Raw genomic sequence first — 12,698 nt, forward strand, 5'->3', positions numbered from 1 at the left:
ATGTTTGTCACAAAACAGTAACGTTCTTGACCTTTCATCAAATTGACAAAAAGTGTATATTTAAACCAACTAATTTAACAAAGGAGGCTCTCCCTGCCCCGTGAAACTTTTTAAAACACCGCAAACACTGGAACTTGAATGGATTCCGGAACAGGAATGGCAAAAGGTTTGTACGCAGCGCATGATCGACATACCCCATCATCCAAACGAACAGCTCGTCGGGCTCGCTTATAATAATCAACAGCAAGTCGTCCAAGTGACACGCAATATCCAGGCAGCATTGTCTGGTTATTACGTCACGTTGCTTGAAAACCGTCAGACGAATAAAACCATCTTATCCAAACGCTCACATATGACGATCCAGCACCTGTCGACACGTCTGTTCGGTTCCGTCGAACTGGCTGAGTTTTCATTGCTCGACATCCATGTCCGCGAAGAAGGACTCGGTGAACGAGGGCTGTTGTTAGAAGCCTTGATTCATGACATCCAAAACAAATATACCCATTACCGGGTCAGCGGAGATTTTACTGACATTTCCTATGGCGGACGTGTCGCAGCAGAATGTTTCACCCGGTATGGATTTACGATTGATCAGGATCGTTTGATTTTGAAAAACTATCAGGATCGTTTGTTCGTCAGTTAATTATTCGCCAGGAGGTCAGCGCATTGCGTCTAAAAGATAGTCCATATGTCAAAGCTATCGTCTACACACTGGAATTCATTTTACTAATCGCATCGTATGTCGATTTATGGAACCGCCCACGGACACGCGGTCCAAAATGGGTGTGGGGCATCCTGATTTTTGTCATCAACTACTTAGGGCCCATCATTTATCTAATTTGGGGACGTCATCCGTCGACAGACCCGTCAACTTCCGACTAAAAAAGTGTCATCCGTTTGCCTGACGATTCAGGAAAAAGGGATGACACTTTTGTGTTGAACTCAAGTGGTAGGAGATCCACCGATTTTATGTTAATTTGAGTATAAGAAACCGCTTGCTTTTAGTCGGCGGGTACTATTATTTAACCGTTTATACGGTGACAGAAAAGAGGGATCTGATGACATCACACCTATCCACTCCATCCTACCGTCATTGGCTGGCCATCCAAAAGCTGCATCACCGCTACATGAAGGAAGTCAACGCCGTCTTAAAGGACTGGGGCTTATCAAAATCGCAGTTCGACATGCTTGATACCCTCTACCGAGAACAGAGTGCGACCCAAAAATCACTGGAAACGACACTCGAACTGTCGAGTGGTGCCATCTCGCAAACCTTAAAAAAACTATTCGAACTTCACCTCATCACCCGCAAACGAATCGACCGGGAAAAACGCCTTGTCCTGACACCGTCCGGCGAAACCATCGTCGAAGAGTCAACACCGCTCGTCGAGGTCATTCATGAACAATACTTTAAACAATTCTCGATGGACGATCACGAATCATTCGACCGCCTGCTCCATAAGATGCAGAGCAATCATTTTTAATGACTGGATGCGATTGTTTTTACCGTTCCGCATTCGGCAGACCGTCTTCGTCGATCACATAAAGTTCGATGACTTGACCGTCTCGTAAACGATACGTCATGTATTGATTCTGTTTCAGCGGTAACACATCCGCACGGACCGCCACAGCATAACGTTTGTCTTTGGCCCGATGCTTGTCGTTATAATAGGATTTGACGACGATTGGTTCACTTGTTCCATAGGTCCGTTCGACATGCTCCACGACCTGGCGCATGACTTCCTGTTCGTACGCACGGTCGTATCGCGTTATGTACACATACGACGCAGCTGCCACCAGGACAAGACAGACGATCCACATCAGTTTTTTCATGCTAAGATCTCACCTTTCTCATACTCTACTTTTTTATAAAGGAGCGCTGCCGATGATTTTGCGTCACTTCACCCACCGCCGGCATCTAAAAGCCATCGTCACCCGCGGCGGACTATCCGTAAAGGATACAGCTGAACCATACTTACAGTTCGAATTTAATCCATCTAGCGACCACTTAAAAGAGACGTTTCACAGGCTTCAGCACGTTGCTGACATTCCGTGGGACGAGACGGATACGATCACCCTTGACTTTGATTTCGTCAAGATGCAGGCCGCTGACATTGACGTCCTGGAACAGGTTGAACCGTTCCAGGGAAAAATTGCGTCTGTGTCTGCCAATGGTCCAGTCCGCTTCGTCAAAAACTTTTTGTCGCTTGGCTATCTAACGGAAGAGTCGCGGGAACAGCTGTCTGAATACTACTGATCACACGTCAAGAACGGGCCAATCGTGCCTGTTCTTTTTTTGTCGTCAGCTGCGTCGGTTGTAGATAAACATCATGACTGGGAAAGTCATGACCTGAATGAAGAGGACAGACAACAAAGCTGTCATGATATTATCGATGACGTTCCACTGGACGAGCAGCAGCATGACAAAAATATAGACGATGCTCAAGAGATATGCCATGTGACCACTTTTTCTCTTGATCTCTTCTTGGCGTTCGTCATAGGTTTCAGCAGCTGGGAAAATCAGATCGGTCGCCAATTGACTCAAACCCGCTAATATCAGTATTATACTGAGTGGACTCGGTCCATCAAATATTGCCAAATAGTTGCCGTATAGTATTAGAACTGCGGCGAGTAAACGATTGATTATCGGCATATGTTTTATCATACATCGTCTCCTTTTTTCGTCGATTCGGGAATAAAAATCGCTTCAATCGGACAATCAAATAAAGCTGCGATCGAAAACGCGAGTTCGAGTGACGGATTATACCGCTCCTTTTCAATCGAAATGACGGTCTGCCTCGAGACGCCTAACGTCTTCGCCAAGTCCCCTTGCGACCACTTACGCGCTTCACGTAAAGCCTTCACCCTGTTCTTCATCCCTATCACCTCTCACTCCCAATAATAGGAAAACACTTTCCGTGTGTCAAGGTTCCTTTACATATACAGCTAAAGAAAAACCATTCAATCGATTTCGATTGAATGGTGAAAGATAAAACATAAGAAGTATCAACTTCGAATCGTCCGGTACCTTGGATGGGTCGCAAGCATGGCATTTTTAATCGCCAGGACATGCGGATCCGTCGCGTCTGCAAAAGCCTTGCGGGTCGGGTACTCTCCGACGATTTGACCTTGATCTAAAATCACGAATCGGTCGCTGAGTGCCTGAGCCGCTTGGAGATCATGGGTAATGAACAGATAGGATAGGTCATATTTGTCCTTTAATTCCCCTAACAGCGCGAGGATCAGTGCCTTGTTGACCATATCGAGACTGCTGACGGCCTCATCGAGGATGATCAGTTTCGGGTTTGTCGCAATCGCCCGGGCGATACAGATCCGTTGCAACTGCCCGCCGCTGAACTGATTCGGATATTTCGCCAAATCCGCGCGGGTCAATCCGACCTGTTCGATCAAGGTGACCAACCGGTGCTGCAGGGCATCCGGCGCGAGACGCGTGAAATTCGTCAACGGCTCGGCAATGATTTGCCCCGCCGTCATCTTCGGATTGACCGCAGCAAACGAATCCTGAAAGACGACTTGGATGTCTTGCCGGTAATCGTTTGCTGTCGTCCGGTAAATGTCCTGTCCTTCGAACAAGACACGCCCTGCTGTTGGTCGTTCGAGACCAAGCAGAATCCGTCCAAGCGTACTTTTTCCGGCACCACTTTGGCCGAGCAGTCCAAGACACGTCCCGGCTTCAAGCGTCAACGAAACGTCCTGTAAGACGGTCCGTTCCGTCTGCCGCGACAGGAACCGTTGGCTGCCGTACCGGTGTGACACGTGTTCCATTTGCAGAAGGCTCATGCGTTCATCCCTCCTGCCTGAATCCCGTGTTGGGCCAGCAATCGTTGTGTGTACGGATGTTGCGGGCGGTCAAACAGATCAAAGACGTCCGCCCGTTCGACGATTTCCCCGTGCCGCATGACGAGAACCTGATCCGCCATCTCGGCGATGACACTTAAGTCGTGGGAAATCAATAGGATTGCCGTACCATAGGTCGCCCGGACCTTCTCGAGATAATACAACACGAGCTTTTGATTGTAGACGTCAAGCGCCGTCGTCGGTTCATCGGCAATCAGGACATGCGGGCGCAGGCAGACGGCAAGGGCAATCATGACCCGTTGCAGCATTCCGCCGCTCAGTTCAAACGGATAGGCTTTCAAAATCCGGTCCGGCTCCTCGAGATTCACTTCCCGTAACGCTTCGAGCGCCCGGTCCTTCGCTTCACGTTTGCTGCACCGGTCATGGGTCCGGATCGTCTCGATCAATTGATGGCCAATCGTGTAGACCGGTGTGAAAGCGCTCATCGGATTTTGCATGATGAAGGCAATTTGTCCGCCGCGGACACGCCGAAGCGTTCGGTCGGACAATGTCATCAGATTCGTCTCGTCAAGGTGAATCTGACCCGACTGACGGATCACTTTTTCGTCCAGCAGACGCAAAAGGGCCAGGCTCGTCACTGTCTTGCCGCAACCACTTTCGCCGACGAGACCGACAATCTGACCGGCAAGAAGCGTAAACGAGACATCCCGGACGAGCGGGTTATCGTCAATGATGGTTTCGACGGTCAATCGTTCGACGGATAACACAGGTTTCATCGTGGCGCCTCCTTTCATTTAGGTGGTTTCGTCACGCCGAATCGTTCCGATAACGATTCACCGAGTAAATTAAAGCTTGCGATGACGAGCATGATCATCACGCCGGGATAAATCATCAGTTCCGGATTCGTCCGGATATAGGACTTTCCTTCATGAATCATCGCACCCCATTCCGCTGCCGGAGACTGCACGCCAAGACCAAGGAACGACATCGCGGAAATATCCATGATCGCCCAGCCCATCTCGAGTGTCCCGATGACAAGCAACGGTGGCAGGATGTTCGGCAATAAGTGCGTCCGAAAGATTTTCCAGTGTGACGAGCCGTTGACTCGCGCCGCTGCAATAAAATTCTTTTCTTTGAGCGTCATGACAAGGCCGCGGAACATCCGGGCATAGTAGACCCACTGGACAAGCATCAAGGCGATGATGACCTGTTTGAGTCCCGGTCCAAAAATTCCGACGAGACCGAGGACAAGAATCAAACTCGGAAATGCCATTACCCCGTCACAAAACCGCATCAACAGTTGGTCGACCCAGCCGCCGATGTAGCCGGCCAGTGTTCCGATCAATAAGCCGATCAGCAACGATGACGCAAAAATCAGGACGGCAAATCCGAGTGACACCCGGGCGCCGTATAACAGACGCGATAACGTACAGCGGCCAAGAGGATCGGTCCCGAGCGGATATGTCCAGGACGGTTCCTGCAGTTTCACCGCCAAATTGACGAGAAACGGATCATGCGGCGCAAGCCACGGTGCGGCAAGTGCTGTGAGAAATAACAGCCCTAAAAAAGCGGAACAGCCGATCAAAATCAGCCGTTGATTCGACAAGCGGTCAAGCAGACGCGGTCGTTCAAGCGGAACATTCATCGTCTGTTCCCTCCTTTCCGGGCAATCCGTGGATCGATTGCCAGTTGCAACAAGTCAACGAGCAGACTGCTGCCAATGAACAGCAAGGCGGCGAGGAAGACATACCCTTGAATGATCGGCATGTCGCGGTCAAAGATCGCTTCAATAAAATAACGGCCGAATCCCGGCCACGAGAACACGGTCTCGACGATGATCGTGCCCGTCAACAGTTTCCCGAGGTTCATCCCGAGTCCGGTCAGCATCGGCGGAATCGCGACCCGCAAGACATGTTTTCCTAAAATGATGGTTTCGCGGATGCCGCGTGTCCGGGCAAACAGGACGTACGGTTCCCGCATCGTTTCGATGACACTCGTCCGCAGCAGCCGGGTATAAAGGGCAATCAGCGGCAACGCCAGCGTAATTGCCGGCAAAATGACGTGACTCGGACTGCCGATCCCGCCGACCGGTAACAAATCAAGCTGGACGGCAAAAAAGAAAATCAGCAGATAGCCGAGCCAAAACGACGGAATCGATGCGCCGATGAAGGCAATCACCCGACTCAAATGGTCAAACAAACCGTTCTTCCGAATTCCGGCGAGAAAGCCGAGCGGAATGCTGACGAAAATCGCTAACAACAGACTCGACAGCGCCAGCTGGACGGTCGCCGGCAGACGAAGCAGTACTTCGTCGAGGACAGGTTTCCCGGAAACGTACGATGTCCCGAAATCAAACTGGGCCAGCCGGACGACGGTCGTCGCGTATTGTGTCATGAACGATTGATCGAGACCAAACTCGGCCCGCTTTTGCGTCAGCACCTCTTCCGTCGGTTGGATGTGGGCGGCAGCGAGATAGGCTTCCGCCGGATCGACCGGTGACAAATGAATCATCGCCGTCAGCAGTAAAATAGCGAGGAGCAGGATCGGAATGACCGACCCGACCCGTTTCAGAATATAGACGCTCATTCCGTTCACCTCCTTTTACTTGATGCCGATTTGGGCGAACGGACTTTCATCCCGGTTCGCGGCAAATTTAAAGTTCGTGACCCCGTTTTGATAAATCGCCATCTTCTTCAAATACGAAATCGGCACGAGCGCGCCTTGATCCTGGAGCGACGGCAGAATTTCAGCATACATCTTCTGACGTTTCGTTTCATCCGTCGTTTTGAGGACATCTTTCATTTCCTGTAACAGTTGATCCTTGTTCGGATAAGCGGAAATCGCTTCTTTAAACCCGAATCCGTCCGTACCGATGATGTTGACGAATGTGTGTGGATCGTACGGTGCACCGAAGTTACTATACATGTTGATATCGAATTTGTTGTCCTTGAAGCGCTGGACTTGATCCGGCAGCTCGACACCGACGATTTTCAAGTCGACCCCGATGTTGCCCCACTCCGACTGTAACGTCTCGGCCATCGCTTTTTGGACAAGTTCCGCGGCATCATACATCATCTCGATTTGTAACGGTTGTCCGTCTTTTTCACGGATCTTTTTGCCGTTCGGCAGTTTCCAGCCGGCTTCGTCGAGCAATGCTTTGGCTTTGTCGACGTCAAAATCCCGTTTTTCAACGTTTAGGTTCGACGTGTACGGCAGGTTCGGCGGCAGGATGAAGTCAGCCGGTGCTTCGAGACCGGACGTGATTCCTTCTACGAGTGTCTTCTTATCAAAACCGTATTGCAAGGCTTGACGGACGCGTTCGTCTGCCAGCTGTTTTTTCTTCGTATTCATGATCAACAGACGTGTCGCAACCGGCTCTGACATCGTCGTCTTGTAGGATTTCGTTTCTTTCAGTTGATTATAGGCGTCGACACTGATTGCCCCTTCCCCGAAAATCAAATCGATGTCGCCTTTTTCAAAAGCGAGTACGCGGCTTTCGGCATCGGGAATGATGTCGATCTTGATTTTCTTCACTTTCGGCTTTGGTCCCCAGTAGTTTTTGTTGACCTTAAACGTCGCGTATTGATCCGCTTTATACTCATCGAGCACCCACGGACCGGTTCCGACTTCTTCTTCGACGCCTTTTGACGTATCGCCGTTTTTCGGGAAACCGGCTTCACCGAGGAAACGGACCGGACGGACGACCGCCAATTCCTGAATCGTCGGATAGTACGCTTCCGACAACGTCATCCGGAATGTCTGCTTGTCGACGGCTTCCGTTTTGTCGATTTTTGAGATAAAGCCAAGCCAGCTATGTAAGGCTTTGTTTTTGAGGACGGCGTCAAAGTTCTTTTTGACGATCGTCGCATCAAACGTCGAACCGTCCGAGAACTTGACATCGTCACGCAGTTTGAAGGTATATGTTTTGCCGTCTTTTGAGATATCCCATGATTTCGCGAGGAACGGCTCGAGTTTTCCGCCTTCAGCGTAATGGACGAGCGGCTCATAGACCATCGACTGAGCGAACAGTTGCGACGGATTGTAGACATGCGGATTCATCTCGCCGATGTCGCGCGGCCAGGCGAGGGTCAAGGTATCTTTGTCTTTTGTATTGTCAGCACCTTCATTCGGATTGGAACAGCCGAACAGCAGTGTCGTGATCGAGAGGATGGAAACAGCTTGAATGATGGATTTCTTACGACGTGAAACGTTCATAGTGGACAGGACTCCCATTCTTATTGATAATCATTTTCAATTGTAAGAGTCCGTACTAAGAATTGTCAATGGATAATCGGTGAGAGCGTTGAATTTGCTGTGTTTTATGGTGAAGTCGAATCATTTTTATATTCAGTGTAATCTGCCTCAAGCGTTTTGATGATATTTCCGGCAAGAGTGTAAAGAACAACGAGAACGCCGATTAATGTAAAACGGATATTCACACCACTCACGTTGACTAAACTCTCCATCAACAGTGAATAGTTCAACACACTAATGACTAGAAGAATGATTTGAGCACATTCCCTTTTTTGACTAAGCTGCTTGCTTATTGCTTTATCTAGAGGCTGATTATCCAGTAATTTTTGATAATAAAACCGTTCTGGAAGTATCGTATTAAAAGACAGTGCCAAGAACCACACCCACCCGATCAAACTACCGGTCAACCACAATTCATTCCATTGGAGGAAAGGCATCAAAATGGTCAGTATACTGGTACTTACTATGAACGGCATGAGAACGAAAAATAAGACTTGATCAACGAAGGCAGAGTAACGATTTTTCAAAAAAATCCAAAACGTTTTTTTGTCTCGATTCGGATCAATCTGATTTTTCTTTCTTGAAAATTCACCTTCTACAATCAAAGGACTGATTGTAAGAAGAAAAATAAGTGCCAGAACGATTAAGGCAATTTCTTTCAGCGAAACGGTATCACCTCTGTGTAGATTCTCTATCAAAAGAGCAGTCGCATAGAAAATAAACAGAAGATAACCCGCAAACAGAAGGTAGTTGCTCCGTCCTTTACGCTCAAAGACGATTCATCCACGAACCAGTCGCCGGATTGTCATTTCATACCTACCAATGAAGGAGTCTACCGGACGCTCTAATCGATGGATGAAAGACATTAATCCTTTAATCCCCTTGAGAGATACGAAAAGCGATAACAAAATACCAAAAATGATTCCCATTTCATGTTTTCCTCCTCCATAAAAAGTAAAGCACTCATCAAACTGCATGAGTGCTCCAAAAAATCGATTCCTTTTATTTTGTCTGGAAATCAAACGCCAACACTTCGACGTCACACCCTTGCCCATCAAGGTTCGGGCTGCACGCGTACGGACCGACTTTCCAGTCCCCTTCCGCATGCAGATGGGCAATCCGCAATTGTTCCTTCGTCTCACCGTCGACGAAGTACAGCTCAACGTCCTGTTGATTGCAGACGAGCTCAAACGTCAATGGATGATCAAAGACCGTGTTGTCGATATCCCGCGATGACCAGTCAGAGTAACCGAACGAAGTAACGACGGCTCCGAGATGTGATTTTCCGTCCGGAAGGAATTCCGCTGAAACTTTTAGCCAGTTGTCTTCGTTTAAATAGAGAAGGATCCCCGCCTGATCATACGTTAGACGCGGGTGCAGCTTCACTTCGATTCGGCAATAGAAAGACGGTGCCGGGATTGGTTTAAGTAAGGCATGACCGGTCATCCGGTTAAACTGATAATAGGTATTGCGCCAAAAGTCGGTATCGCCTTCTGTCTTAAAGGTCAGGCGTTCCTGCATACTGAATTCTTTTGGTTCATTCAACCAAGTAAAATCTTGCCACATGTGAATTCCTCCTGTTTTGAAAATATTTGTGTTGAAACAACCTATACGTTTACGGTTCATCTTTAAACTGTTCGAACTCAGGATGTTTCGGTTCTCGAAAATCAATAAAATCTTCGGATGGATCTAAAAAATTGTGTCCTAAGTATATCGCAAAGTAGTTCCCGTCTTTATCTCTGACACTAAACAAATAGGATGTCCGCGGTTCATCTTTTAGAAATACACTGTATCCATAACCAAACTTCGTAAATTGACCGAATATCTGATACTCGTCTTTTTTCAGCCCGTACTGTTATTCTAGTTGCTCTTCCAAATATAACTGCCGCAGGATTTTCTGATGAAAAGTATACAAAAAACATGAGACCAACACCAGCATTACCGCTAGTAAGATGAACCGTCCAATCCGCCACTTGCCGTTTGCTTTCCAAAAGTTCGTCATCGGCTCTCCTTTGCACTTTCTTCCTGCCGTATACTTAACTATTATCAGAAGTTTTACTATCAATATAAAATAAAAGTACTCTAGATAAATTAACTATAAACCTTGCTTCATCTTCTTCAATTATGTCGTCATTAGGATGAGAAAACCCATGACGGTTTCTAACCTCATTCATATTTCCAAGAATTTTCCCTATAGCAGCTGCTGTTTGGTTTATTGGTCTTTGATGTTCTTTAATCTCTATACTAAAACTGGTATGTTCTACTTTGAGCCTTCCCCACATATCCTGAATTTTTACATTTTGCTCGTTAAAGATAATATTTTCTTCGTCGCACAATGCTTTCAAATAACCGTGTATAGCTGTATGAACTCGATCTACAGCACTACCGTAAGAGTGATTTGAAATTAATATCTCTGACTGGTCTAAAACTTTTTTCACAAATTCAAAATCATTCTTCAGTTCCCCTTGTTCAATGATTTCTCCATCTAATCTATTTATCCATTCGTTGATTTTCTTATATGTTCTAATTTTTTTTTGATATTCATTAACACTGATTATTTTTTCTTTAGATAAATCCTCGAAATATTCTATTGGATATTTCTCTAAAACTCCTTCTAATATTTTTGATTGATCACTTGGCGATGCTTCAGAAATTATAGCTATGAATCGCTCTCTCGTAGTTCCATTGTACATACTTGGATCTATATCTAATCCACAGTAGTCTGGATAAAAAGCTGCATGTGTTGCGTAAGAAAAATCACCTAAATAACCATTATGAACTCCTATATATGACACAATACTGTTAACCTCTACATTCTTTAATTTCGCCATAACTTAGTCCTCCATTTTTATGTTCAGTATCATATTTTCTTGAAACTCACTTCTGTTTTATAGTGAAAATATAAAAGTACCTTTTAAGTATTTTTTTCTCTCTCATAATGTAAGACACCTTCCGCATCGATCCGGACATGCAGCTTGCCGTCGAGTTCGAGAACGAGTGGACTTGTGACCGCCGGTTTCGGTGAGAACAACCATGTTCGGTCTTCTCGCCCAAGCAACAGGTGGGTCCCATCTTCCGGTGCCCCGAGGAAATTCAGGAAGTCGACGTTAATCGGTTGATGGTAGCGGTGAAAGACACCAATTTCCGCAAATGATGCGCCGACACCTGCAACATCCGGCGTCGTCACGTTCATTTCTCCGATATCAAGAATGTGATGTACACTGAAGCTGTCAAGCGACTTATTCGGATTGACGTCATGCCGGGCAATCAATTCGACGACGTTCTCATCCGGATCGTAAAAGTAAACGGAATGGGCATTGATGTTTTCAAAAAAGATTTCGTCCGCTCCGTCCTCGATTAATAACGGCACTTTCTGTTGCAACCAGTCCTTGGCCAGTTGAAACGCATTTCCCGGAACGTTAAACGCAAAATGGTATTGTTTCGGTTGCTGTGTCGTATCTTGTTCAAATCGAAGCTGACTTGTCCCGATTTGTACCGTAAAAGATGTTACGGTTTCTTCAACAAGTCTGAAGCCAAGCGTCGTCGTATAAAAGTGTTGTATCGGTTTTAATCGATCCGTCCAAAGTGTCGCGGCTGTAATTTTCATTCCACATTCCCTCCGTCTGTCTTTTAAATTCACTCGCTTCAGTATACAACAATTTATGTATAATATTGGTTAAAAAGTAAGTGCATACCTATTCGAGAATGGAGGAAAACAGATGAAACGTTACAATATCGCATGCGCCGGAATTTCAACACACATTACAGAATGGGGCGACCCGGATCACCCGGTGATTTTTTGTCTGCATGGTCTCGGTGGAACGAGCCTCAGCTTCATTGAACTCGCCGATGCGCTGAAAAACGACTACCGGATTATCTCGATCGATGCCCCGGGTCACGGGAAGACCGAACCGTTTCCGGATGAACGGGATTATCAGTTTGCCCGGTTTTCCGATTGGCTGAATCGACTGTTTGAACAGTTATACATCGAAGACTTTTATTTCCTCTCGCACTCTTGGGGCAGTTTCATCGCACTTTATTATCAAAAAGAACAGCCGGAGCGGGTCCGCGGATCGATTTTGATTGACGGCGGTTATCAAAGTAAACGGTTGCGGGGCACACCACTCGAGCAGGAATCTGCATTTTACGATACGGATTTTGAGGAGTCCGTCTCGACGTGGGAGGAATTTCGGGACGTTGCCGTGTACGGACCAAAGATGCGCCGGTCGCCGCTGCTTGACTTAGCCGGAAAGGATTTTGTCCGGATGCAGGAGGGGCGCTACTACTGGCATGCCCGGGCAAAGACGGTGCGAGCGATTCTGGCCGCGATGTATCAGGACGAAATCCTCGATTTTCTCGACGACGTTCCGGGAGAAAACCTGGTGTTACTCCGTGCAACGTTACCCGTCTCGGATGAACCGTTCCGCAAACAAGCAATTGCCCTGTGGCAGGAAAAAACCGGTGGTACTGTGATCTCCGCTCCGGCGACTTCCCACATCACGCACTGGGACGATCCGGCTTTTGTACTGCAAGTGATTCAGGAACACTGGACCAGAACGCTTGCCGTTGACGAACAACCAACTCAACTCTGAAAAAATTGAACGATAAATAAACGACTCCCAGTT

General features: G+C 47.3%; 19 protein-coding genes. 5 read left to right on the plus strand and 14 right to left on the minus strand.

The window, feature by feature from the left end; translation table 11 throughout:
• The first annotated feature begins 100 nt into the window (after window positions 1-100).
• The 3 genes from P404_RS0100180 to P404_RS0100190 all read left to right on the plus strand — a co-directional run bounded on the left by P404_RS0100180 (window position 101) and on the right by P404_RS0100190 (window position 1,484).
• On the plus strand, window positions 101-643 hold the full coding sequence (locus tag P404_RS0100180; RefSeq protein ID WP_026829633.1) for a hypothetical protein: 543 nt from the start codon (window positions 101-103) through the stop codon (window positions 641-643).
• 23 nt (window positions 644-666) lie between these two features.
• On the plus strand, window positions 667-882 hold the full coding sequence (locus tag P404_RS0100185; protein ID WP_026829634.1) for a PLD nuclease N-terminal domain-containing protein: 216 nt from the start codon (window positions 667-669) through the stop codon (window positions 880-882).
• Between the two features lie 176 nt (window positions 883-1,058).
• Window positions 1,059-1,484 carry a MarR family winged helix-turn-helix transcriptional regulator gene (locus P404_RS0100190; RefSeq protein ID WP_026829635.1) on the plus strand — a complete coding sequence of 142 codons (426 nt, stop codon included), beginning with the start codon at window positions 1,059-1,061 and terminating at the stop codon, window positions 1,482-1,484.
• Window positions 1,485-1,503: 19 nt separating this feature from the next.
• On the opposite strand, the gene P404_RS0100195 is transcribed toward P404_RS0100190, so the two are convergent.
• On the minus strand, window positions 1,504-1,833 hold the full coding sequence (locus tag P404_RS0100195) for a hypothetical protein (protein WP_026829636.1): 330 nt from the start codon (window positions 1,831-1,833) through the stop codon (window positions 1,504-1,506).
• 52 nt (window positions 1,834-1,885) lie between these two features.
• Between P404_RS0100195 and P404_RS0100200 the strand changes: the two genes are divergently transcribed.
• Window positions 1,886-2,257, plus strand: coding sequence for a hypothetical protein (locus tag P404_RS0100200; RefSeq protein ID WP_026829637.1), 372 nt, complete (start codon window positions 1,886-1,888; stop codon window positions 2,255-2,257).
• A 45-nt stretch (window positions 2,258-2,302) separates the two neighbouring features.
• On the opposite strand, the gene P404_RS0100205 is transcribed toward P404_RS0100200, so the two are convergent.
• The 13 genes from P404_RS0100205 to P404_RS0100265 all read right to left on the minus strand — a co-directional run bounded on the left by P404_RS0100205 (window position 2,303) and on the right by P404_RS0100265 (window position 11,680).
• On the minus strand, window positions 2,303-2,653 hold the full coding sequence (locus P404_RS0100205; protein WP_236624161.1) for a hypothetical protein: 351 nt from the start codon (window positions 2,651-2,653) through the stop codon (window positions 2,303-2,305).
• Between the two features lie 8 nt (window positions 2,654-2,661).
• Entirely contained in the window at window positions 2,662-2,877 is a 216-nt protein-coding gene (locus tag P404_RS0100210) for a helix-turn-helix transcriptional regulator (RefSeq protein WP_026829639.1), read from the minus strand.
• A 129-nt stretch (window positions 2,878-3,006) separates the two neighbouring features.
• On the minus strand, window positions 3,007-3,801 hold the full coding sequence (locus P404_RS0100215; RefSeq protein ID WP_026829640.1) for an ATP-binding cassette domain-containing protein: 795 nt from the start codon (window positions 3,799-3,801) through the stop codon (window positions 3,007-3,009).
• Window positions 3,798-4,595, minus strand: a complete 798-nt coding sequence (locus P404_RS0100220) for an ABC transporter ATP-binding protein (protein ID WP_026829641.1) — start codon at window positions 4,593-4,595, stop codon at window positions 3,798-3,800. Before P404_RS0100220 ends, P404_RS0100215 begins: the two co-directional genes overlap by 4 nt.
• A 14-nt stretch (window positions 4,596-4,609) precedes the next feature.
• Complete coding sequence (gene nikC, locus P404_RS0100225) at window positions 4,610-5,464, minus strand: nickel ABC transporter permease subunit NikC (RefSeq protein ID WP_034773854.1); 855 nt, start codon at window positions 5,462-5,464, stop codon at window positions 4,610-4,612.
• Window positions 5,461-6,405, minus strand: coding sequence for an ABC transporter permease (locus P404_RS0100230; RefSeq protein WP_026829643.1), 945 nt, complete (start codon window positions 6,403-6,405; stop codon window positions 5,461-5,463). The genes nikC and P404_RS0100230 overlap by 4 nt, the downstream gene beginning before the upstream one ends.
• A 15-nt stretch (window positions 6,406-6,420) precedes the next feature.
• Window positions 6,421-8,034 (minus strand): nickel ABC transporter substrate-binding protein, encoded by a 1,614-nt coding sequence (gene nikA, locus P404_RS0100235; RefSeq protein WP_026829644.1) that lies wholly within the window; start codon window positions 8,032-8,034, stop codon window positions 6,421-6,423.
• Window positions 8,035-8,138: 104 nt separating this feature from the next.
• A complete protein-coding gene (locus P404_RS0100240; RefSeq protein ID WP_026829645.1) occupies window positions 8,139-8,771 on the minus strand; it encodes a hypothetical protein in 633 nt (210 codons plus the stop codon).
• Between the two features lie 81 nt (window positions 8,772-8,852).
• The gene (locus P404_RS18690) at window positions 8,853-9,050 is read right to left on the minus strand and encodes a hypothetical protein (RefSeq protein WP_209548448.1); all 198 of its coding nucleotides are present in this window, start codon (window positions 9,048-9,050) and stop codon (window positions 8,853-8,855) included.
• Between the two features lie 25 nt (window positions 9,051-9,075).
• Complete coding sequence (locus P404_RS0100250; RefSeq protein ID WP_026829646.1) at window positions 9,076-9,639, minus strand: DUF1349 domain-containing protein; 564 nt, start codon at window positions 9,637-9,639, stop codon at window positions 9,076-9,078.
• A gap of 289 nt (window positions 9,640-9,928) precedes the next feature.
• Entirely contained in the window at window positions 9,929-10,075 is a 147-nt protein-coding gene (locus P404_RS18695; protein WP_236624171.1) for a hypothetical protein, read from the minus strand.
• A 34-nt stretch (window positions 10,076-10,109) separates the two neighbouring features.
• On the minus strand, window positions 10,110-10,904 hold the full coding sequence (locus P404_RS0100260; protein ID WP_026829647.1) for an abortive infection family protein: 795 nt from the start codon (window positions 10,902-10,904) through the stop codon (window positions 10,110-10,112).
• An 83-nt stretch (window positions 10,905-10,987) separates the two neighbouring features.
• A complete protein-coding gene (locus tag P404_RS0100265; RefSeq protein ID WP_026829648.1) occupies window positions 10,988-11,680 on the minus strand; it encodes a VOC family protein in 693 nt (230 codons plus the stop codon).
• Between the two features lie 112 nt (window positions 11,681-11,792).
• Here P404_RS0100265 and P404_RS0100270 point away from each other — a divergent pair, with 112 nt between their 5' ends.
• Entirely contained in the window at window positions 11,793-12,665 is an 873-nt protein-coding gene (locus tag P404_RS0100270) for an alpha/beta hydrolase (protein WP_026829649.1), read from the plus strand.
• Window positions 12,666-12,698 lie beyond the last annotated feature (33 nt).

Origin of the sequence: Exiguobacterium antarcticum DSM 14480, from assembly GCF_000685865.1 — a bacterium.
GTDB classification, from domain to species: Bacteria; Bacillota; Bacilli; order Exiguobacteriales; family Exiguobacteriaceae; genus Exiguobacterium_A; species Exiguobacterium_A antarcticum.

Excerpts from the sequence above, each read along its gene's own strand:
- P404_RS0100190 (WP_026829635.1), top strand. The coding sequence starts at position 1,059 with ATGACATCACACCTATCCACTCCATCCTACCGTCATTGGCTGGCCATC.
- P404_RS0100195 (WP_026829636.1), bottom strand. The coding sequence starts at position 1,833 with ATGAAAAAACTGATGTGGATCGTCTGTCTTGTCCTGGTGGCAGCTGCG.
- P404_RS0100200 (WP_026829637.1), top strand. The coding sequence starts at position 1,886 with ATGATTTTGCGTCACTTCACCCACCGCCGGCATCTAAAAGCCATCGTC.
- P404_RS0100205 (WP_236624161.1), bottom strand. The coding sequence starts at position 2,653 with ATGCCGATAATCAATCGTTTACTCGCCGCAGTTCTAATACTATACGGC.
- P404_RS0100210 (WP_026829639.1), bottom strand. The coding sequence starts at position 2,877 with ATGAAGAACAGGGTGAAGGCTTTACGTGAAGCGCGTAAGTGGTCGCAA.
- P404_RS0100215 (WP_026829640.1), bottom strand. The coding sequence starts at position 3,801 with ATGAGCCTTCTGCAAATGGAACACGTGTCACACCGGTACGGCAGCCAA.
- P404_RS0100220 (WP_026829641.1), bottom strand. The coding sequence starts at position 4,595 with ATGAAACCTGTGTTATCCGTCGAACGATTGACCGTCGAAACCATCATT.
- nikC (WP_034773854.1), bottom strand. The coding sequence starts at position 5,464 with ATGAATGTTCCGCTTGAACGACCGCGTCTGCTTGACCGCTTGTCGAAT.
- P404_RS0100230 (WP_026829643.1), bottom strand. The coding sequence starts at position 6,405 with ATGAGCGTCTATATTCTGAAACGGGTCGGGTCGGTCATTCCGATCCTG.
- nikA (WP_026829644.1), bottom strand. The coding sequence starts at position 8,034 with ATGAACGTTTCACGTCGTAAGAAATCCATCATTCAAGCTGTTTCCATC.
- P404_RS18690 (WP_209548448.1), bottom strand. The coding sequence starts at position 9,050 with ATGCAGTTTGATGAGTGCTTTACTTTTTATGGAGGAGGAAAACATGAA.
- P404_RS0100250 (WP_026829646.1), bottom strand. The coding sequence starts at position 9,639 with ATGTGGCAAGATTTTACTTGGTTGAATGAACCAAAAGAATTCAGTATG.
- P404_RS18695 (WP_236624171.1), bottom strand. The coding sequence starts at position 10,075 with ATGACGAACTTTTGGAAAGCAAACGGCAAGTGGCGGATTGGACGGTTC.
- P404_RS0100260 (WP_026829647.1), bottom strand. The coding sequence starts at position 10,904 with ATGGCGAAATTAAAGAATGTAGAGGTTAACAGTATTGTGTCATATATA.
- P404_RS0100265 (WP_026829648.1), bottom strand. The coding sequence starts at position 11,680 with ATGAAAATTACAGCCGCGACACTTTGGACGGATCGATTAAAACCGATA.
- P404_RS0100270 (WP_026829649.1), top strand. The coding sequence starts at position 11,793 with ATGAAACGTTACAATATCGCATGCGCCGGAATTTCAACACACATTACA.